Genomic DNA, 20,722 nt, shown 5'->3' with positions numbered 1-20,722 from the left:
GTTCGACCCTGCGCTCGAAGCGAACGGAACTTGCAAAATAACTAAGGAACCGACCGCGTGACCGACCCCCTGCATATCGTCGTCCTCATGGGCGGCTGGTCGTCGGAACGCGAAGTCTCGCTGATGTCCGGCGCCGGCGTCGCGACTGCCCTCGAATCGCTCGGCCACCGCGTTACCCGCATCGACATGGACCGCAACATCGCCGCGCGCCTGACCGAAGCGAAGCCCGACCTCGTGTTCAACGCGCTCCACGGCTCGCCGGGCGAAGACGGCAGCGTGCAGGGCATGATGGACCTGATGGGCCTCCGCTACACCCATAGCGGCCTCGCCACCTCGGTCATCGCGATCGACAAGGTGCTGACCAAGCACGCCCTTGTTCCCGCCGGCGTTCCCATGCCCGGCGGCCGCATCGTCAAGACCGCCGAACTGTTCGAACGCGATCCGCTGCCGCGCCCCTATGTCCTCAAACCCGTGAGCGAAGGCTCGTCGGTCGGCGTCGCGATCGTCACCGACGACAGCAATTACGGCAACCCGATCGCCGCCGACGCCAAGGGGCCGTGGGTCGAGTTCGACGAACTCCTCGCCGAACCCTTCATCCGCGGGCGCGAACTGACCACCGCCGTCCTTGGCGACCGGGCGCTGGGCGTGACCGAATTGAAGCCCAAGAGCGGCTTCTACGACTACGACAGCAAATATACCGACGGCATGACCGAACATGTCTGCCCGGCCGACATTCCCGACGACATCGCGCAGGCGTGCATGGCCTATGCCGTCACCGCCCACCGCGTGCTAGGGTGCAAGGGCGCATCGCGCACCGATTTCCGCTGGGACGACAGCCAGGGCATCGATGGCCTCTTCGTCCTCGAAACCAATACCCAGCCCGGCATGACCCCGCTAAGCCTCGTCCCCGAACAGGCGCGCCATGTCGGCATGAGCTACGAGCAACTCGTCGGCTGGATCGTGGAAGAGGCGATGCGATGACCCAGACCGGCAAGCGCGTCGTCCAGACCCGCACCGTGAAGCCCAAGCGCCGGGTCCAGACCAAGCGCCCGGTCCGTGCCTCGGTCCTCGACCAGGCCGTCGCCGCGCTGCCCGGCGGGGCCGCCACCGCGCGCCGCATCGTCGGGTGGAGCCTGACCGCCGGGGCAGGGGCGATCGCGCTGGCGCTTGCCAACTGGTTCGGCCTGTTCGGCATGGTCGGTGTCGCCGCCGCCGAAGCGGTCGGTGCCGCCGGCTTCCGCGTCGAACAGATTGAGGTGACCGGCCTCAAGCGGATGGACGCGACCTCGGTCTATGCCGTCGCCCTCGACCAGCGGTCGCGAGCGATGCCGCTGGTCGATCTCGACGCCACGCGGCAGAAGCTGCTCGACTATGGCTGGATCGCCGACGCCCGCGTATCGCGCCGGCTGCCCGACACGCTGGTCGTCGATGTGGTCGAACGCGACCCCGCTGCGGTCTGGCAGAACAAGGGGCAGCTGATGCTGATCGACGAGGGCGGTGTGCTGCTCGACGGCGTGCAGCCCAACAAGATGCCGCGCCTGCCGCTCGTGATCGGCGACGGCGCCAATGCGCAGGAACCGGCCTATCGCAAGCTGATGGCCGCCGCGCCCGCGCTGAAACCGGTGGTAAAGGCGGCGGTGTGGGTCGGCAATCGCCGCTGGGACATCCTGTTCCAGACCGGCGAGCGGCTGGTCCTGCCCGAAGGTGACAAGGAATCGGCCCGCGCGCTGGTGAAATTCGCGCAACTCGACGGTACGCTCGGCCTGCTTGGCAAGGGCTATGACCGGTTCGACCTGCGCGATCCGACCAAGCTGGTCGTGCGGATGAAACATGCGACACCGGATAACGATGACGACGGCAGCGAACAGGGCAACAGCGCCGCGACCGCGAAACCGGTCGACGGCGACTGACAGGGGGCAGGACCATGGCGAAATTGGCACCGGAAGGGATCATCACCGCGCTCGATATCGGCACGTCGAAGGTGTCCGCGCTGATCGCGAAGCCGGGCGAGGGTGGCGAACTGACCGTGCTCGGCACCGGCCAGCGCGAGAGCCGGGGCGTCAAGCGCGGCTACATCGCCGACATGAAGGCGACCGAGACGGCGGTTCGCGAAGCCGTGGAGCAGGCCGAACGCATCGCCGGCTTCAATATCGAGGATGTCTGGGTTAGCTTCTCGGCCGGCGGTCTGGTGTCCGATATCGTCAAGCTGGAGGTCGATCTGGGCGGCCACCGGGTCGAACAATCGGACATCGATGCGCTGTTGAAGGCCGGCCGCAACGCGATCGATCCGGGTCAGCGGATGGTGCTGCACGCGCAACCGATGCGCTACACGCTCGATGGCCTTGGCGGGGTGAAGGAGCCGAAGGGGCTGCACGCCGATCGCTTGGGCGTGGAAATCCACGTGGTCGCGACCGAAGGCTCGCCGGTGCGCAATCTCGACCTCTGCGTCCGCTCGGCGCATCTCGAAACCAAATCGATCGTGGCCGCACCCGTCGCGACCGGGCTTGCCTGCCTGTCGGAGGAAGAGCGCGAGCTGGGCGTTGCGCTGGTCGAAATCGGCGCGGGGATCACCAACGTCTCGGTCTTCGCCAACGGCGTGCTGACCGGCCTCGCCTCGATCGCGATGGGGGCCAGCGACATCACCGATGACGTCGCCTCCGCCTTCGGCACCAACCGTGCGCAGGCCGAACGGCTGAAATGCTTCTACGGTTCGGCCAACATGTCCCCGCGCGACAATCACGACATGATCGACGTCGCCCCGGTGCGGGCGGACGAGGATGCGGAGGGCACGCGGATCACCCGTGCGCAGCTGATCTCGGTCATCCGACAGCGGCTCGACCGGCTGGTCGCCGAAATTTCCAAGGAACTCCGCCGCCTGAACTTCGACGATCCGGTCGGGCGACAGGTCGTGCTGACCGGCGGCGGTGCCGAGCTGAAGGGGATCGCAGACTATGCGCAGCAGGCGCTGGGCCGTCCGGTCCGCGTCGGGCGTGCGCGGGGTCTGGCGGCGCTGCCCGATGCGCATTCGGGACCGGGATTCGCGACGCTCGCCGGCCTTGCCATGTTCGCCGCGTCGAACCCGGTCGACCTGCGCGCGCTGCAACCGACCCAGCAAATGGTATCGCGGCCCAGCACGGGGGCGCTGTTCCAGCGTCTGTTGACCGCATTCCGCGCCAACTATTGACGATTTATTACCATCGGGCCGGGTGGAGGGGCTAGGATCGTCCTTCGGCTTGATGCACAACCGCCTATCGAATTTTGTACCCGGTGCCGGCCGGGACAGGGAGACCGAGTATGAGCATCGAATTTCTGGCACCCGACGTCGACGAACTGACCCCGCGCATCACCGTGATCGGCGTCGGCGGGGCCGGCGGCAACGCGATCGCGAACATGATCCGTGCCGAGGTGCAGGGGGTCGAGTTCCTCGTCGCGAACACCGACGCACAGGCGCTGAAGCAGTCGGAAGCGCCGCAGCGTATTCAGCTGGGCGCAAAGATCACGCAAGGGCTGGGCGCCGGCAGCCGTCCCGAAATCGGACGCGCGGCGGCCGAGGAAACGATCGAGCAGGTGCAGAAGTCGCTCGAGGGCGCGCATATGTGCTTCATCGCCGCCGGCATGGGCGGCGGCACCGGCACCGGCGCGGCTCCCGTGATCGCCAAGGCGGCGCGCGAGATGGGCATCCTGACCGTTGGCGTCGTGACCCGTCCGTTCGCGTTCGAGGGCAAGCGCCGTGCGAAGTCGGCCGAGGCCGGCATCGAAGAGCTGCAGAAATATGTCGACACGCTGATCGTCATTCCGAACCAGAACCTGTTCCTGATCGCGAACGCAAACACGACCTTCAAGCAAGCCTTTGAAATGGCGGACGAAGTGTTGCAGCAGGGCGTGCGCGGCATCACCGACCTGATGGTCATGCCCGGTCTCATCAACCTCGACTTCGCCGACGTGCGCTCGGTGATGCAGGAAATGGGCAAGGCGATGATGGGCACTGGCGAGGCGGAGGGCGACAACCGCGCGATCGAAGCCGCGCAGCAGGCGATCGCCAACCCGCTGCTCGACGGCGTGTCGCTGAACGGCGCCAAGGGCGTGATCGTGTCGATCACCGGCGGCGACGACATGCGCCTGCTCGAAGTCGACGAAGCCGCGAACCACATCCGCGAACTGGTCGACGACGACGCCAACATCATCTGGGGTTCGGCGTTCAATTCCGAACTGGAAGGCAAGATCCGCGTTTCGGTCGTCGCGACCGGGATCGAGGACGAAGCCCCGTCGCAGGCCGCGCCGCAGCCGGCACAGGCCGAACCGACCCGCGCCTTCTCGTTCAACGCACCGCGCCGTCCGGCCGCTCCCGCCGCCGCGCCGATCGCGCCCAGCGGTGCCGCCGCCGAGCATCTGGAGGAAGCGCCGGCGCCCGCGCCAATGGACCGCTTTCCGCAGGGGGCGAGCCAGCCGTCGGCGTCGGAACGCATCGTGCCGCATTCGACCTATGACGCACCGGCTCCGGCGCCGCAGGACGAGGACGAACTGGTGCTGGGCGCCGAACAGGCCGCGGCCCCGATGCCCGCGCCGACCCCGGCCAGCGACTTCGGCGCATCGTCGAACGACGGCCGCCGCCGCTGGCTGACCCCCGACGCCCCGGCCGAGGCTCCGCGCGAGGAAGCAGCCCCGGCGCGCAAGCCCGGCGGCACGCTGTTCGAACGCATGGCCAATGCCGGCCGCGCCCCGGCACGCGGCACCGACGATGCCAAGGAACCGCTGGACATCCCGCGCTTCCTGCACCGCCAGAACAACCAGTAAGGCGCCTTCGCGATGCCGTCTCGTGCTTCACGCTACGGGGCGGCACGTCGCGCGATGGCCGTTCTGATCGTCGGTTTTTCAGCGGGCGCGTTCAATCATGCTCGCGATTTCTGGACCCGTGGCTGGCACCCCTATCGTTGGGCACCCCTGCCGGTGTTCGAGCTTTACTGGTCGGCGTTGCTGTTCCTCGATCTGGCCGTTGTCGGCTTGCTGATTGTCGGACACATACGCTTAGGCTTGCTGCTCGCCGTTGCGATCATGGTCAGCGATGTGGCCATCAACATCACCGCCACGCGCCTGGCCGGTTCCGACGACTTCGCGGCGGCGTTGCTCTGGCAGGTAGCGTTCCTCGGATTTGTCCTCGGGGCGGTCGGGTTTCTATGGCCTGCGAAAGCGCCGAGTGCCGTTACGGATTGAAGGAACAGCCTCGGTCCAGCCATTTCCTACAGCGTCAGGCCCTGCCATACTGTCGGTCGGCGCTCTTTGACCCCGCTGCTCGTGAAACTCTCGCCTCGAAAACATGGCGCTCCCGATTGCGGCGAAGTCGACGATGCGCAAAACGCGCACGAGTGTGAACTTTGTGAACTTTGGCGTCCCGGCGCTCGCTTCATCGTCACCACCGCTCGCTTCACCGCCGGATCGCTTGCCCGAACATTCCCCGTTCAGCCGTCCCATGGTTAAGCGGGCAGGCTCATGACCCAGCTCCCAACGCTCCGCGCCATCGCCCTGCTGCTCGCCACCGCCTCGCCCTTGCCCGCGCTGGCCCAGCCCGGCGCGATCGTGCAGCCGCTGACCCCCAATGCTGATCGCCTGTCGGAACAGATGCGCATCCTCGGCCGCAGCCCGAACGACGTGTCGGCGCTGGTGGAGGCCGGGCGGCTGTCGGGCAAGCTCGGCGATACCGATGCCGCGATGCAGTTCCTTGCCCGCGCCGAAAAGGCATCGCCGAGCGACCCGCGCATCCGGGCCGCGCGCGGTGTCGCGCTGGTCGCGATGGAACGGCCGGGCGAGGCGCTGGCGCTGTTCGCCTCGGCCGAACGTGCCGGGGTGGCGATGACGCCGTATCTGCCCGAACGTGGCCTCGCCTACGACCTCCTCGGCCGCGGGTCGCTGGCCCAGGCGGACTATCGGCAGGCACTGCGCATGGGCGAGGATGACGAGGTGACCCGCCGCCTCGCCCTGTCGCTCGGGATCGACGGCAATGTGGCCGAATCGACGACGGTGCTGAACCCGTTGCTGCAAAAGGGCGACCGCGCGGCGTGGCGGGTGCGTGCCTTCGTCCTCGCCATGTCGGGCGACGCGGCGGGTGCGGACAAGATCACCGCCAGCATGTTGCCCGGCTTCTCGGCCAGCCTCTCGCCCTTCTTCCGCCGCCTGCCGCAACTGGCTGGGGCCGACCGCGCCTTTGCCGTGCATTACGGCCGCCTCGCGCCCAGCCCCGAACGGCTGGCCGACGCGCGCCTCGCCCCGCCGCTGCCTGCGCCGGTGCGCACCGCGCCGCCGGTCGCGCTGGCCTCCGCCGCGCCGGTCGCGCCCGCCGCCACGGCGCGCACGGTCACGCGCGCGCCGACCTATGCCGAGCGCCGGGCCGAACGCCAGCGTCAGGCGCAGGCCGCGCAGCTCGCCCAGGCCGAAGCCGCGCGTCGCGTGGCGGACGCGCAGGCGCAGCAACTGGCGCAGGCGCGCGCCGACGAAGCCGCCCGGCGCGCCGCGCTGGCCCAGCGACAGCTCGCCGCGCAACAGGCCGAACAGGCGCGCATCGCCGAGGCGACGCGGGTCGAGGCCCAGCGGGTCGCCGCGCGGCAGGCCGAGGAACGCCGCGTCGCCGCCGAAGCGCTCGCTGCCCGCGACCGTGCCGAACAGGCCGCGCGCGCACCGGTGCAGGTGGCCGCCGCCCCCGTGCCGGTGACGATCGTCGATCGCCCGGCAGAGCCGGCGCCCGCGCCGACCCCGCAACCCGCTGCGCCGGTGCAGATCGCCAGTGCCGCGCCGGCCAGCTCGCCACCGGTCACGCCCGCCGCCTCCAGCGCTGCCGCGACCGTCGCCGCCCGCACCCCGTCCAACGACGACGTGCTGGCCCGCATCATCCGCAACCTCGACATCCCGGCATCGGAACTGGGCGTCGGCCCGCCACCGGCACCCGTCGCCGCCGCTACCAGTACCGCGACGTTCGCCGCCGAAGCCGAAGCGGCCCGCCGCGCCGCCGAAACGCGCGAAGCGACTGAGCGCGCTGCGGAGGCGAAGAAGCTTGCCGCTGCCCGCGCCGCCGAAGCCGCCGAGGCAAAGAAGCTTGCCGCAACGCGTGCCGCCACCGCGAAGAAGGCGGCCGACGCGAAGCGCATCGCCGACGAGAAGAAGGCCGAAGCTGCCGAAGCCGCGCGCGAGGCGCAGGCCAGGCGCGCCGATCCCGAACGCCATTGGGTCCAGGTCGCGGGCGGGGCAAATGTCGCTGGCCTGCCCGCCGCGTGGGCCATCATGGCGGGCAAGGCGCCGGCGCTGAAGGGTAAGCAGGCATGGACCACGCCGCTGCGCGCGACCAACCGCCTGCTGACCGGCCCGTTCAAGAGCGATGCCGAGGCGCAGGACTTTGTGAACACGCTGCGCAAGTCCGGGGTGCAGGCCTTCGCCTTCACCAGCGAGGCGGGACAAAAGGTCGCGCGGGTTCCGGTCAAGTGAGGGCATCCTATGCCGCCGACCCGCAGGCACATGGCGGCCGGCTCCACGCCGAACCGGGCGACGCGACGCGCGGCCCGCGCGACGCGTTCCAGCGCGACCGCGACCGGATCATCCATTCGATCAGCTTCCGACGCCTGCGGCACAAGACGCAGGTATTCATGGCGCCCGATGGTGACCATTTTCGCGTCCGGCTCACTCACAGCCTGGAGGTCGCGCAGATCGGGCGCGCCGTCGCGCGCACGCTCGGCCTGAACGAAGACCTGACCGAGGCGCTGTGCCTTGCCCACGACATCGGCCATCCACCGTTCGGCCATGCCGGCGAGGACGCGCTGGAGGTGGCGATGGCGGGGCAGGGCGGATTCGATCATAATGGTCAGACGCTGCGCACGCTGACCTGGCTCGACAGCCCCTATCCGCGCTGGCGCGGGTTGAACCTGACCTGGGACACGCTGGAGGGGCTGGCCAAGCATAACGGCCCGATCCCGACGCCCGGCTGGGCGCTGGCGGAGGCGGACGCCGCGCACGGCCTGCGGCTGAACGAATGGCCGTCGCTGGAGGCGCAGATCGCGGCGATCGCCGACGACATCGCCTATGACAATCACGACATCGACGATGGCTTGCGCGCCGGGTTGCTGACGCTCGACCAGTTGCTCGAAGTGCCGTTCGTTGCCGCCGGATGGGACGCGGTGCGCGCGCGTTTCCCCGACGTTTCGGCCGACCGGCTGGTCGGCGAGCTTACCCGGTCGCAGATCGGATCGATGGTCAACGACCTGATCGCCGAAACCCGCCGGCGCGTGGCGGCGGCCGGGGTTGAAACCGTCGCCGACGTGCGCGCAGCCGGCCAGTGCCTCGCCCATTTCTCGGCCGAAATGGCGGAGGCGGAGCGGACGCTGAAGCGCTTCATGTACGCCAATCTCTACCACCACCCACGCCAGCTGGCGGCGGCGGCGATGGCGGAAACGGTCGTCGCCGGCCTGTTCGCGGCCTATCATGCCGATCCGGCCGCGATGCACGACGGCTGGCGCGAGACGCTGCCCGAGGCGGAGCCGGATCGCAGCCGCCACATCGCCGACTATATCGCCGGCATGACCGACCGGTTCGCGGTCCGCTGCTACGGACAAGTCGTCGGCCCAATCGACCTGCCTGACGGATTCTGACGCCGCTGGCAAACTCCTGCGACAATCGGGGCGTCTATTCGCCTGCGACGAGCAGCAGTGGAGTCGTGGGCGATGGCGCTGGCGGAGATTGCATGGAACCGGTTCGGGCTGGGCGCGCGGGGTGACGCGCGGCCGCCGGCGGACCCGAAGCGCTGGCTGATCGATCAGTTCGATCGCTGGACCCCGCGCCCGCCTGCACTGGCTGGCGTCGCGACCACCGCCGTCGCGGGACAGGCGGTGGCGCAGGCGCAGGCCGAGCTGCGCATGGTCCGCCAGGAACGCCGCGCGACCCAGGCAACGGCCAAGCCCGATGCGATGCCGATGGCAGCGGACCCGCCCGACAACCGCGCGGCGCAGATCCGGCGCGGCGTCCGGCAATTCTACCTCGACGGCGTCGCGGCCCGCACCGCCGCGGCGGTGGCCAGCGACACGCCGTTCGTCGAACGCCTCACCCATTTCTGGTCGAACCATTTCGCGGTGTCTGCGGACAAGCTGGAGGTGACGGGCCTCGCCGCTGCGTTCGAATTCGATGCGATCCGTCCACATGTGCTGGGGCGGTTCCACGACCTGCTGGTCGCGGTCGAACATCATCCGGCGATGCTGCTCTACCTCGATCAGGCGCAGTCGGTCGGCCCCGACAGCCCGTTCGGCCAGCGGCGGATGGCAGCACGCGCCGGACTGAACGAAAATCTCGCCCGCGAGATACTGGAGCTGCACACGCTGGGCGTCCGCACCGGCTATGCGCAGGGCGACGTTACCGAACTGGCCCGTGCGCTGACCGGCTGGACGGTGGCCGGACTCGGCAGGGGCGGGGCGCGCGTCGTGCCGGGCCAGCCGGGCGAGGCGGTGTTCGCCCCCGCACTGCACCAGCCAGGCGGTCGCCGCATCCTCGGCAAGGACTATGCGGAGGGCGGGGCGGGGCAATCGGCGGCAGTACTGGCCGATCTGGCCATCCACCCCGCTACCGCGAAGCATGTTGCGACCAAACTGGTCCGCCACTTCGTTGCCGACGATTCGCCCCCCGCCGCCGTGGCGCGCGTGGAGCGGGCGTTCCTGTCGTCGCGCGGTGACCTGCCGACCGTGTACCGCGCGCTGGTCGCCGCGCCGGAGGCCTGGGCACCCGGCACGATCAAGTTCCGTACGCCATGGGACTGGACCGTTGCTGCCCTGCGCGCGATCGATGCCCCTCCGGCGGAGGGGCGGGGGCTGGTCAACCTGTTCGGACAGCTGGGGCAGCCGATCTGGCGGCCGGGCCAGCCGATCGGCTTCGACGACATTGCCGCCAGCTGGGCCGGGCCCGATGCGCTGATGCGGCGGATCGAGGCTGCCGAGCGGCTTGCCGGGCGATTGCGCGAGCCGCCCGATCCGCGTGCGCTGGCGGCGCGGCTGTTTCCCGACAGCCTTGCTCCCACCACCGCGACCGCCATCGCCCGCGCCGAAAGCCCGGCGCAGGGCCTCGCGCTGCTGTTCGTCGCGCCCCAGTTTCTGCGGAGATAAGCCATGACCGACCGGCGGAATTTCCTGATCGGCGGGGCGGCGGTGTTGTCCGCCGCCTTCGCCCCGCGCCTCGCCTATGCCCGTGCCGCGACCGACCGGCGCTTCGTGTTCATCATTCAGCGCGGCGCGGCGGACGGTCTCGCCATGCTGATGCCGACCGGCGATCCGGGCTTAGCCGCCTTGCGCGGGGCATGGGCGGAGGATGCGGCAGCGGCGCGCAAGCTCGATGCGATGTTTGCGCTGCATCCCGCGCTCGGCGGCATGGCGGGGCTGTATGATTCGGGCCAGGCGCTATTCGCCCACGCCGTCGCCTCGCCCTATCGCGACCGGTCGCATTTCGATGGGCAGAATGTCCTCGAAACCGGCGGCGCGGCGGCCTACGCCGTGCGCGACGGCTGGCTCAACCGCCTGTTGACCCTGCTCCCCCGCGAGGAGGCCCGCGCCATCGCCGTTGCCGCGACGGTTCCGCTGGCGCTTCGCGGCACGCGGGAGGTCGCATCCTACGCCCCCTCGGCGCTGCCGGATGCCTCGGGCGACCTGATGGGCCGGGTGACGCAGCTCTATGCCGACGACCCGCAGCTCCATGCGCTCTGGGCGCAGGCGATGCAGACGAGGCAACTGGCGCAGGAGGCGGGCAGCGATGCCGGGCGCGATGCAGCCGCGACCGGTGCCTTGGCGGCGCGGCTACTGGCGCCGGCCGACGGCGCGCGGATCGCGATGATCGAAACCGGCGGCTGGGACACCCATGCCGGCCAGCGCGGGCGGCTGAATACGCAGCTGAAGGCGCTCGACGCGATGGTCGCTGCGCTGAAGACCGGCCTCGGCCCGGCATGGGATCAGACTTTGGTGCTGGTCGCGACCGAATTCGGCCGCACGGCGCGGATCAATGGCACCGGCGGCACCGACCACGGCACCGCCACCGCGACGATGCTGCTGGGCGGCACGGTGCTGGGCAAACGGGTCGTCGCCGACTGGCCGGGGCTGACGAAGCTCTATGAGGACCGCGACCTGACCCCAACGACCGATCTCGACGCGCTGATCGCCGGCGCGGTCGCCGGGCATTTCGGGATCGATCCGGCGCGGACCATGGCGACCTTGTTCCCCGGCAGTGTGGGCCGGCGTCCGGTTGCGGGACTGATCCGGGCGTGATCCTTTGCAGGGGCGGCGGTATCGGCTAAGCGGCCGGTTTGGATCAATCGACCGGAACCGCCATGACGCTGTACCCCCGTTTCTTCGCCCATCTCGACCGCGCGCTCGACACGCTCGTCGCCCGTGGCGACCTGCCGGCGGGGCTGGAGCGACGCGCGATCACGGTCGAACCGCCGCGCGACACGACGCATGGCGACCTGTCGACCAATGCCGCGATGGTGCTGGCCAAGCCGGCCAAGACCAACCCGCGCGCGCTCGCTGAACTGCTGGTCGCCGAACTGGCCGGCCTGCCCGAGGTGGCGAGCGCATCGGTTGCCGGCCCTGGGTTCATCAACCTGACGCTGACTGACGATACGTGGCGCGGGGAGCTGACCGCGATCGCCGAGGCGGCCGACGCCTATGGCCGATCGGAAGCCGGCGCGGGGCAGGTGGTGAACATTGAATATGTCTCCGCCAACCCGACCGGGCCGATGCATATGGGCCATTGCCGCGGCGCGGTGGTCGGCGATGCGCTGGCCAGCCTGCTGGAGTGGAACGGCGCGCGCGTCATCCGCGAATATTATGTCAACGATGCCGGCGGACAGGTCGCGGTCCTCGCTCGCTCGGCGCATCTGCGCTACCGCGAGGCGCTGGGCGAGACGATCACGATTCCGGAAGGCCTGTATCCCGGCGACTATCTGGCCCCCGTCGGGCAGGCGCTGGCTGCCGAATATGGCGATCGCTATGTGAATGCGCCCGAGGAGGAATGGCTGACGCTATTCCGGACCAAGACGGTCGCGGCGATGCTGGAGATGATCCGCGCCGACCTAAAACTGCTCGGTATCCATCACGACGTCTTCTCGTCCGAAGCCGAACTGCAGGCGGCAGGCAAGCCCGAAGCGGCCGAAGCCTGGCTGCGCGCCCGCGACCTGATCTATGACGGCGTGCTCGAAGCACCGAAGGGCGAATTGCCCGACGATTGGGAACCGGTCGAACTGCCGCTGTTCCGCTCGACGAAGTTCGGCGACGATCAGGATCGCCCGATTCGGAAGTCGGACGGCAGCTGGACTTACTTCGGCGCCGATCTCGCCTATCATTTCCAGAAGGCGCAAGGGGCCGACCAGCTGATCGACATCTGGGGCGCTGACCATGCCGGTACCGTCAAGCGGATCGTCGCGGCGGTACAGGCGCTGACGGAAGGGCGGACCCGCTTCGACGTGAAGCTGGTGCAGATGGTGCGCCTGCTGCGCGGTGGCGAACCGGTCAAGATGTCGAAGCGCGCCGGCAATTTCGTGACGCTGGCCGATGTCGTCAACGAAGTCGGCAAGGACGTCGTCCGCTTCACCATGCTGACGCGCAAGGCCGATGCGCAGATGGACTTCGACTTTGCCAAGGTGGTCGAGGCGTCGAAGGACAACCCGGTGTTCTACGTGCAATACGCCCATGCCCGCGTCCATTCGCTGGTCCGCCGCGCGGCGGAGGCGGGGATTGCCGAGGATGCAAATGCAGACCTGTCCCGTCTCGATACGGTCGAGCTGGCGCTGGTCAAGCGTGCGGCGCAGTTCCCGCGCGTCGTCGAAAGCGCGGCGGCGGCGCGCGAACCGCACCGGATCGCCTTCTATCTCTATGACTTGGCGGCGGAGTTCCATGCGGCGTGGAACCTCGGCAACGACGATCCGTCCCGCCGGTACCTTCAGGTCGATGACGCCCGGCTGACGCAGGCACGGCTTTTCCTCGCCCGCGCGATCGGGCAGATTATCCGCAACGGCCTGGCGATCATGGGCGTCGAGGCGGTCGAGGAGATGAAGTAATGGCGGACATGATCGCAGCCGGCGATCCCGACCACGAACGCCTGCCCTGGCTGGAAAGCGCAGAGCCGGAGCCGGAACCCGCGCGTCCGGTCTGGCGCACGGTGCTGATCGTGCTGATCGGGCTGCTGATGGTCGCCACGATCGCCTTCGCCCTGCTGCGCCAGCGCGGCGCGCCGACCGCCAGCGGAACGGGCGACCTGATCGCCGCGCCGGAGGGTCCGTACAAGACCCGCCCGCAAGAAGCGGACGGGATGCGCGTCACCGGCGACAGCGACACCGCGATCGCGACGAGCGAAGGGGCGACCGGCGGCAATGCTTCGGTCAACCTGAACGCCGTTCCCGAAGCGCCGATCCAGAGCCGTGCCGCCGCGCCGACTGCCGGCCCGACCAGCAGCGGCACCGGACGGGTCGCGACGGCCGTGCCGACCACCACCGCCAAGCTGGAGGCCCGCGCCCCGGCCGCGGCCGCGCCGGTCGAAACCGCGGCGGGCGCGGGCGGTTCGGTGGTGCAGCTCGGCTCCTTCCCCAGCGAGGGCGTGGCGAACACGGCGTGGAACCAGCTGTCGCGCCGCTTCGCGTATCTCGCGCCGCTCGGCAAATCGGTGCAGGCGGCGGAAGTGAAGGGCAAGACCGTCTATCGCCTGCGGGTGAATGCGGGCAGCGCGAACCAGGCATCGGACCTGTGCGGCAAGCTGAAGCTCGCCGGTGAGAATTGCTTCGTCGCACGATGATCCGCACGGGCGGGGCGACGGTTGTCGCCCGCCCGCTGCTGGGGTAGCTCTCGCCCCATGAAGCCCGTGATCTTCGGCCTGTCCGGCCCGACCCTGACCGCGCAGGAAATCGCCCTGTTCCGCGCCGCCGATCCGCTCGGCTATATCCTGATGGGGCGCAACTGCGTCGATCGCGATCAGATGCGCGCGCTGACCGACAGCTTGCGCGACCTGTCGGGCCGGGGCGACCTGCCGATCCTGATCGATCAGGAGGGCGGGCGCGTCGCGCGGATGAAACCGCCGGTCTGGCCCGCTTTCCCCGCGCCTTCTGCCTTCGCCGCGCTGTACGACCGCGCGCCGTCCTCCGCCATCGCCGCTGCCAAGGCCAACGGGCAGGCGCTGGGCGTGATGCTGGCGGAGGTCGGGGTAAACGTCGATGCGACGCCGCTGCTGGATGTGGCGCAGCCCGACATGACCGGCGCGATCGGCGACCGCAGCTTCGGCGCGGACCCGATGCAGGTCGCCGCCCTCGGCCGCGCGACGCTGGAGGGACTGGCGGCGGCCGGCGTGGTCGGCATCGTCAAGCATATGCCAGGCCATGGCCGGGCGACGGTCGACAGCCACCTTGAACTGCCGCGCGTATCGGCCCCCGCGGCTGCGCTGGAGCAGGATGTGGCGCCGTTCGCGACGCTGGCCTCCGCGCCGATGGCGATGACCGCGCATGTCGTGTTCGAGGCGTGGGATGCGGAGCGCCCGGCCACGCTGTCGCCGACCGTCATCCGCGATGTGATCCGCGGCCGGATCGGCTTCGACGGGCTGTTGATGACGGACGATATCGATATGAAGGCGTTGAGTGGCGCCCCGGCGGACAAGGCGGCGGCGGCGATCGCGGCGGGCTGTGACGTGGTGCTGGACTGCTGGGCGCGGCTGGACGAGATGACGACGATCGCGGATCGTCTGGAGCAGATTTCCCCGCTGTCGCGCGCCCGGCTCGACCGGGCGATGGCGGGGGTAGGGACGGTCGACCCGGTGCCGCTGGCCGATCTTATCGCGACGCGCGACCGGTTGCTGGCGCTCGCCTGAGCGAAGTAATCGATCCTTAACGCGCCGGGACTATCTGTCGGTGGCCTATCCAAGGACCGGATGATGCTGCCCACGGAGCCGCTGCAACTGCATCATAGCTGGCCGATCGTCGAACGCGGCGTCCGGCTGTCGCACGGCGTTCTGGATGTCGGTTATCATCCTGGCCTGCTGGATGACGGGCCATTCTGCTGCGACCTGGCCGCGAACACGCTGGCATGGTCCGATTCGACGTTCGCGCTATTCGGACTGCCGACCGGCAGCACCCCGGTACGCGACGTCGTCCTGCCGATGTACCGCCCCGATTCGCGCTCGGCGCTGGAGCGGTTGCGTGCCCATGCCATCCGCCATCGGCGCGGCTTCACGATCGATACCGAGGTCGACGCCCCCGGCCAGCCGCTGCGCTGGATCCGGATCGTCGCCGTGCCGGAGGTCGAGCGCGGCCGCGCGGTGCGGCTGCGCGGGGTGCATCAGGATGTGACGCACGAATATCGGTGACGGATCGCCATGCCGCCCGGTAGGGTCGCCGCCATGGATGCCGATGCGCCCGTATTGACGATCGAACTGAACGGGTGGGAAGGGCCGCTCGACCTGCTGCTGGCGCTGGCCCGTACGCAGAAGGTCGATCTGCGCCGCATCTCGATCCTGGCGCTGGTCGAGCAGTATCTGCGCTGGATCGACCGGGCGAGTGCGCCGCGGCTCGAACTGGCGGCCGACTGGCTCGTCATGGCGGCTTGGCTCGCCTATCTCAAATCGGCGCTGTTACTGCCCCGCGAACCGGAAATGGACCCCGACCCGGAGGAACTGGCGCTGCGCCTGCAACTCCGGCTCGAACGGCTCGATGCGATGCGCGAGGCCGGGGCGCGGTTGATGGCGCGCGACCGGATCGGTCGCGACGTATTCCTGCGGGGTGATCCGGAGGGGCTTAATGTCGTGCGCAAGGCGCGATGGGATGCGGGCCTGTACGACCTGATCGAGGCGTATGGCCGGATCAGCGCCCGCACGCGGCCGGTGCTGCATGTCGTCGCAACGCGCCCGGTGATGACACTGGAGGTTGCGATCGAACGCGTGCAGGCGATGCTCGGTACGCGGATCGACTGGACATCGATCGCGGCGTTCCTGCCGGAGCAGGACGACGAACGCTACCGCCGCTCCGCGCTCGCCTCGACCTTTCTCGCGACGCTCGAACTCGCGCGACAGGGGCGGGTGGCGATCCGGCAGGACGCGCCGTTCGGGCCGATCGATGTGCGGCGGATCGCGTGACCGACCCGTTCGTCCGCGCGGTCGAAGCGGTGCTGTTCGCCAGCGAGACGCCGATGACCGCCGCGATGATTGCCGCCTATGTCGGCGACGGCGACGTGCGCGCCGCGCTGGCGACGATCGAGGCAGACCATGAAGGGCGCGGCTTCGGTCTCGTCCGGCGGGGCGAGCATTGGCATTTCGAAACTGCGCCCGACCTCGCCCATTTCCTGCGCCGCGACCGCGACGAATCACGCCGCCTGTCGCGCGCCGCGATCGAGACGCTGGCGATCATCGCCTATCACGAGCCGGCGACCCGTGCGGACATCGAATCGATCCGGGGGGTGCAGATATCCAAGGGCACGATCGACGTTCTGCTCGCGGCGGGATGGGTCCGCCCGGCGGGACGGCGCGAGGTGCCGGGGCGTCCGCTGCAGTACGCAACGACACAGGCGTTTCTGGACCATTTCGGCCTCAACACCCGCCGCGATCTGCCCGGAATCGATGATTTGCGTGCGGCAGGGCTGCTCGAACCAATCGACGATGCCTTTGCAAGCGTGCTGGAAAGCGGCGGCGATAGCGACTAAGTGATCGGCAACGATATGTTTCGCTTGGAGTGTGGACGATGGGTGGTCTTAGCATTTGGCACTGGCTTATCGTCGGCGTCGCCATCTTGCTGTTGTTCGGCAAGGGTCGTTTTTCCGACATGATGGGCGACGTGGCCAAGGGGCTGAAGAGCTTCAAGAAGGGCATGGCGGAGGATGACGAGGTTCCCCCGCCGCCGGCCCGTCCGCGCGAACGACTGGAACAGCGTCCGCTCGACAGCGCCTATGACCATGATCTGCCGCCGCGCGATCCGGTGCATCGCGATCCCGTTCGCGACGACCGCCCGCACGGCGACCGCTGATCTTTTCATTCCCGGCGGGCGTCATGCCCGCCTGACTCCGAGCGCCGATGTTCGATATCGCTCCCACCGAATTGATGGTCGTCGCGCTGGTCGCGCTGGTCGTCATCGGTCCCAAGGATTTGCCCAAAGCCATGCGCATCGTCGGCCTGTGGGTCGGCAAGGCGCGCGGCGTGGCCCGTCAGTTCCGCTCCGGCTTCGACACGATGGTGCGTGAAGCCGAACTGGCGGAAATGGAAAAGAAATGGGCCGAGGAGAACGCGCGGATCATGCGCGAGCATCCAACGGAAGCTTCTCCGGCGGTGCATCCGGTCGATGCGCCATCGCCGCCGCCGCCGGTGCAGGACCCGCCGGTGCCCGCCCCGCACGACGATACGCCTGCGCCGGTGATGGTCGAGCGTCCGGAACTGCGTGAGGCACCCGGCGATCAGCCGCCCGCCGCCGATGGCAAGGCCCCGTCATGAACGATATCGACGACAGCCAGGCTCCGCTGCTCGATCACCTGATCGAACTGCGCCGCCGCCTGCTCTACTCCGTGCTGGCGGTAGCCGTCTGCTTCGGGGTTTGCTTCTATTTCTCGCACCAGATCCTGACCTTCCTGGTCAAGCCATTGCTGGCCGCGGGACAGACGAAGCTGATCTTCACCCAGATATTCGAAGCGTTCTTCGTTCAGATCAAGGTCGCGTTCTTCGCGGCGATGATGCTGTCCTTTCCGGTGATCGCCAACCAGTTGTGGCAGTTCGTCGCACCGGGGCTGTACCGCAACGAAAAGCGAGCGCTGTTCCCGTTCCTGCTGGCAACGCCGGTGCTGTTCATCGCCGGTGCGGCGTTGGCCTATTACGTCACCATCCCGGTCGCGCTGCATTTCCTGCTCGGCTACCAGGGCAATCTGGGCGGGGTACAGCAGGAGGCGCTGCCGTCGGTCGAGGCCTATCTGTCGTTCGTGATGCAGTTCCTGTTCGCGTTCGGGCTGGCCTTCCTGTTGCCGGTGCTGCTGATGCTGCTGGAACTGGCAGGCATCGTCACGCGAAAGCAGCTGGTCGGCGCGCGGCGCTATGCGATCGTCGGCGCCTTTGCGATTGCGGCGGTGGCGACGCCGCCTGATATCGGGTCGCAGTTCCTGCTCGCCGTGCCGCTGATCCTGCTTTACGAACTGGCGCTGGTCGCCATCTGGTTTACCGAGAAGCGCCGCGCCAAGCGCGACCCGGAGGCAGCGGAGGAGGAAGCGGCCTGACCGCACCGTCGCGAAGGTGGCAGGCCTCCAACAGAAAAAGGGCGGTCCGGATGATCCAGGCCGCCCTTTTTGTTGTGAACCGTAGTCCGCTGCTTACTTGGTGTCGCGCGCCGCGCCGGCAACTGCGCTGCCCGCCGACGACACGTCCTTGCCGACACCTTCGACGGTGTTGCAGGCGCTGATGGCAAGGGCACCGGCGACGACGGCGAGGCTCAGGATCTTACGCATGTTCTTCTCCGACATGATGCGGGACTCGCCCGCTTCGGGAAGGGGAATGTCCGAAGATGCCATTCGTTCCAGCACCACAACGAATAGCCCACCAAAAAAGCGACCCGCCAGCGTTCGGCTGACGGGTCGCTTAGGTGAAACCAGTATATGGACCCGGTGGCGCTACCGGGGGGGGAGGGTCTACGCCTACCGGGTCCTTTTAGCGGATAGCGAGAGCGGGGGGGCAAAAGATCGCTATCCGAGGGTGATAACGGCAATCGCTATCCTTGGTTCCCGGCGTTCCTCGCATTTTTCTTGGAAAAAACGATCAGCTCGGAAATGCACCGCAGCGCTTGGTCTGCCACACGCCCTTGCGCCAGCATTTCGGGTTTTCGAACTGATACAACCGGATAGGGCGCATATACGGAATCTGCCGGGTGAACTGCTGCTCGCCATATGCCACCAGTGAGTTGCGCAGCTTGCGCATCCGCAATTCGGCAAATTCGCCCAGATAGCCGCGCGGCACGAACAGCGCCTCCTGCCCGATCTCGTTCGCCGCCTGGCAGAAGCCGAGCTGCGCCGATACGGTCGAAAAGCCGGAATAGACGCGCGTGCCGAACTGGTCGAGCGCGGTCTGGCCGGCCTTCAGCGAACCCGTAGTCCGGTCGAAATATTTGTCGAGCGCGGCATAGCTGGCCTTCAACTCATCGGCATGGTTGAACAGCAGGGCGTTGTAGTTGCTGAGCGTCAGCATGGTCGGTTCGAACTGGCACTGCAGCGCGGCGACGTTGAGTGCCGAGCGCAGGTTCCACAGCACGGCGGCGCGCAGTTCCGCCGGGGTCGCACCCGGAAGCGCTTGCGACGTGATGCCGGGTTCCTCACCCGTGACGCGAGGGCCATCCATGTCATAGGGCTTGAAGAAAAATTGGGCCGACGCGGGGGATGCCGCGACGGTCAGGGCGGCGGCAGCGGCCAGGACCAGGGTACGCACTACGCTCATCTCTTCCTTTCACGGCGCGACAGGGCGCCTGGGCAGGCAGCGATGGTTAAGGCGTTTTTGACGGGGACCCAAGCCCCAACTTGCATCCGTCGTCCACGTTTCGCCGCATGGGGGCGTAACAATTCGCACGGGCAGCGGGCCGTAACGAAAAGGGCCGCCCGGCTGCCCGGACGGCCCTTCGCCAGAATAGCCGAAGACGGCTGATTACATGGCGTTGGTCATGCCGGCTTCGTTCGACATCATCGTGTCGTTCGACATCATGCTGTCGTTCGACATCATCATGGTGTCGTTGCCCATGGCGCCGTCGACGGCGGTCATGTTGTCCGACATCGTGCCGTCCATCATGTCGGTCGAGTTCAGGTCGGTGATGGTCGCGTTGTCGGCAGTGGTTTCGGTCTTGCCACCGCAAGCCGACAGCGCCAGCGCCGCGCCGGCGATGATCGAACCGGTCAGGATCTTCGAGAATGCACGCATGGTAAGCTCCCTAAGCTATGGATAGGCGGCGTTTCTTTGCCGTTAATACCCAATCCGCGCTGGACATTAGTCGAAGGGATGCCTGCCCTCAAGCCTCTTTCGCAGGGGGGTACAGCCCGTCCAGAAAGGCCGGCAAACCGGCGGCGAGCGCTGCATCGAACATCGCGGGATCGATGGTTTTCCCCAGCGCCGCGGCGCTGGTCACCGGAAATTCGGCGATCCCACATGGCACGATGCCCCCGAAATGTGACAAATCTGGGGCCAGATTGACCGAAAATCCGTGCAACGTCGCCCAGCGCCGTACCCGGACACCGATCGCGCCGATCTTCGCCTCGCTGCCGCAATCGGCCGTCCAGATGCCGATCCGATCGGGCACGGCATAGGCATGGATGTCGAAGGTACCGAGCGCACCGATGACCCACGCTTCGACCGCGTGGACGAACCGGCGGACGTCGCGTCCCCGCCGGGTCAGGTCGAGCATCAGATAGCCGATCCGCTGTCCGGGACCATGATAGGTATAGCGCCCGCCACGTCCGGCGGCATGGACCGGAAAGCGCGGGTCGAGCAGCTCGGCCGGGTCAGCACTGGTTCCTGCCGTGTAGAGCGGCGGGTGCTCCAACAGCCAGATCATCTCGCCCGCGCGGCCATCGGCGATGGCGGTCGCGCGCGCCTCCATCGTCGCCAGTGCCGTCGGATAGTCGATCTGTCCGCTTTCGGTGCGCCATTCGATCTGCTGGGCGGTCGCGATGGAGGGGGCGAGGGGATCAGGAGCCATTTTCATTCAGGATCAGGATGGGTACAGCGTCCATCG

Annotated in this window: 22 protein-coding genes; 18 read left to right on the top strand and 4 right to left on the bottom strand. The window is 68.3% G+C overall.

The genetic code is table 11. The features are described from left to right. The first annotated feature begins 57 nt into the window (after window positions 1-57). From QZ755_RS12545 to tatC, 18 genes are all read left to right on the top strand, one after another. On the top strand, window positions 58-981 hold the full coding sequence (locus QZ755_RS12545; RefSeq protein ID WP_294323304.1) for a D-alanine--D-alanine ligase: 924 nt from the start codon (window positions 58-60) through the stop codon (window positions 979-981). Next, window positions 978-1,910: a cell division protein FtsQ/DivIB gene (locus tag QZ755_RS12540; protein WP_294323300.1), complete on the top strand. Its 933-nt coding sequence runs from the start codon at window positions 978-980 to the stop codon at window positions 1,908-1,910. Before QZ755_RS12545 ends, QZ755_RS12540 begins: the two co-directional genes overlap by 4 nt. A gap of 14 nt (window positions 1,911-1,924) precedes the next feature. Next, the gene (gene ftsA, locus QZ755_RS12535; RefSeq protein ID WP_294323299.1) at window positions 1,925-3,184 is read left to right on the top strand and encodes a cell division protein FtsA; all 1,260 of its coding nucleotides are present in this window, start codon (window positions 1,925-1,927) and stop codon (window positions 3,182-3,184) included. 110 nt (window positions 3,185-3,294) lie between these two features. Next, a complete protein-coding gene (gene ftsZ / locus QZ755_RS12530; RefSeq protein WP_294323298.1) occupies window positions 3,295-4,794 on the top strand; it encodes a cell division protein FtsZ in 1,500 nt (499 codons plus the stop codon). Between the two features lie 54 nt (window positions 4,795-4,848). After that, window positions 4,849-5,211, top strand: a complete 363-nt coding sequence (locus QZ755_RS12525) for a hypothetical protein (RefSeq protein WP_294323297.1) — start codon at window positions 4,849-4,851, stop codon at window positions 5,209-5,211. A gap of 276 nt (window positions 5,212-5,487) precedes the next feature. After that, window positions 5,488-7,470, top strand: a complete 1,983-nt coding sequence (locus tag QZ755_RS12520) for an SPOR domain-containing protein (protein WP_294323296.1) — start codon at window positions 5,488-5,490, stop codon at window positions 7,468-7,470. Further along, window positions 7,467-8,627 (top strand): deoxyguanosinetriphosphate triphosphohydrolase, encoded by a 1,161-nt coding sequence (locus QZ755_RS12515; RefSeq protein WP_294323295.1) that lies wholly within the window; start codon window positions 7,467-7,469, stop codon window positions 8,625-8,627. Before QZ755_RS12520 ends, QZ755_RS12515 begins: the two co-directional genes overlap by 4 nt. A gap of 57 nt (window positions 8,628-8,684) precedes the next feature. Continuing rightward, the gene (locus QZ755_RS12510; RefSeq protein WP_366509176.1) at window positions 8,685-10,124 is read left to right on the top strand and encodes a DUF1800 domain-containing protein; all 1,440 of its coding nucleotides are present in this window, start codon (window positions 8,685-8,687) and stop codon (window positions 10,122-10,124) included. A 3-nt stretch (window positions 10,125-10,127) separates the two neighbouring features. Then, window positions 10,128-11,273 carry a DUF1501 domain-containing protein gene (locus QZ755_RS12505; RefSeq protein WP_294323294.1) on the top strand — a complete coding sequence of 382 codons (1,146 nt, stop codon included), beginning with the start codon at window positions 10,128-10,130 and terminating at the stop codon, window positions 11,271-11,273. Window positions 11,274-11,335: 62 nt separating this feature from the next. After that, a complete protein-coding gene (gene argS, locus QZ755_RS12500; protein ID WP_294323292.1) occupies window positions 11,336-13,063 on the top strand; it encodes an arginine--tRNA ligase in 1,728 nt (575 codons plus the stop codon). Then, window positions 13,063-13,794, top strand: a complete 732-nt coding sequence (locus tag QZ755_RS12495; protein WP_294323290.1) for an SPOR domain-containing protein — start codon at window positions 13,063-13,065, stop codon at window positions 13,792-13,794. Before argS ends, QZ755_RS12495 begins: the two co-directional genes overlap by 1 nt. Before the next feature lie 57 nt (window positions 13,795-13,851). Further along, on the top strand, window positions 13,852-14,856 hold the full coding sequence (nagZ, locus tag QZ755_RS12490; protein WP_294323289.1) for a beta-N-acetylhexosaminidase: 1,005 nt from the start codon (window positions 13,852-13,854) through the stop codon (window positions 14,854-14,856). Window positions 14,857-14,916: 60 nt separating this feature from the next. Continuing rightward, window positions 14,917-15,351, top strand: coding sequence for a hypothetical protein (locus QZ755_RS12485; RefSeq protein WP_294323288.1), 435 nt, complete (start codon window positions 14,917-14,919; stop codon window positions 15,349-15,351). Window positions 15,352-15,360: 9 nt separating this feature from the next. Continuing rightward, window positions 15,361-16,116 carry a ScpA family protein gene (locus QZ755_RS12480; RefSeq protein WP_294323286.1) on the top strand — a complete coding sequence of 252 codons (756 nt, stop codon included), beginning with the start codon at window positions 15,361-15,363 and terminating at the stop codon, window positions 16,114-16,116. Next, the gene (gene scpB / locus QZ755_RS12475) at window positions 16,113-16,679 is read left to right on the top strand and encodes an SMC-Scp complex subunit ScpB (protein WP_294323285.1); all 567 of its coding nucleotides are present in this window, start codon (window positions 16,113-16,115) and stop codon (window positions 16,677-16,679) included. Before QZ755_RS12480 ends, scpB begins: the two co-directional genes overlap by 4 nt. Before the next feature lie 38 nt (window positions 16,680-16,717). Then, window positions 16,718-16,999 carry a twin-arginine translocase TatA/TatE family subunit gene (locus QZ755_RS12470; protein ID WP_294323284.1) on the top strand — a complete coding sequence of 94 codons (282 nt, stop codon included), beginning with the start codon at window positions 16,718-16,720 and terminating at the stop codon, window positions 16,997-16,999. A 47-nt stretch (window positions 17,000-17,046) separates the two neighbouring features. After that, entirely contained in the window at window positions 17,047-17,460 is a 414-nt protein-coding gene (gene tatB, locus QZ755_RS12465) for a Sec-independent protein translocase protein TatB (RefSeq protein ID WP_294323283.1), read from the top strand. Then, entirely contained in the window at window positions 17,457-18,230 is a 774-nt protein-coding gene (tatC, locus tag QZ755_RS12460; RefSeq protein WP_294323281.1) for a twin-arginine translocase subunit TatC, read from the top strand. Before tatB ends, tatC begins: the two co-directional genes overlap by 4 nt. 93 nt (window positions 18,231-18,323) lie before the next feature. On the opposite strand, the gene QZ755_RS12455 is transcribed toward tatC, so the two are convergent. From QZ755_RS12455 to lipB, 4 genes are all read right to left on the bottom strand, one after another. Then, on the bottom strand, window positions 18,324-18,458 hold the full coding sequence (locus tag QZ755_RS12455; protein WP_242416301.1) for an entericidin A/B family lipoprotein: 135 nt from the start codon (window positions 18,456-18,458) through the stop codon (window positions 18,324-18,326). A 307-nt stretch (window positions 18,459-18,765) separates the two neighbouring features. Then, on the bottom strand, window positions 18,766-19,437 hold the full coding sequence (locus QZ755_RS12450) for a hypothetical protein (RefSeq protein ID WP_294323276.1): 672 nt from the start codon (window positions 19,435-19,437) through the stop codon (window positions 18,766-18,768). A gap of 204 nt (window positions 19,438-19,641) precedes the next feature. After that, entirely contained in the window at window positions 19,642-19,911 is a 270-nt protein-coding gene (locus QZ755_RS12445) for a hypothetical protein (RefSeq protein ID WP_055783835.1), read from the bottom strand. An 88-nt stretch (window positions 19,912-19,999) separates the two neighbouring features. Beyond that, entirely contained in the window at window positions 20,000-20,686 is a 687-nt protein-coding gene (lipB, locus tag QZ755_RS12440; RefSeq protein WP_294323270.1) for a lipoyl(octanoyl) transferase LipB, read from the bottom strand. Window positions 20,687-20,722 lie beyond the last annotated feature (36 nt).

Origin of the sequence: uncultured Sphingomonas sp., assembly GCF_913776855.1 — a bacterium.
GTDB lineage: Bacteria > Pseudomonadota > Alphaproteobacteria > Sphingomonadales > Sphingomonadaceae > Sphingomonas.
Note: the sequence above shows the minus strand (reverse complement) of the source record. Positions and strands in the feature narration are given on the sequence as shown.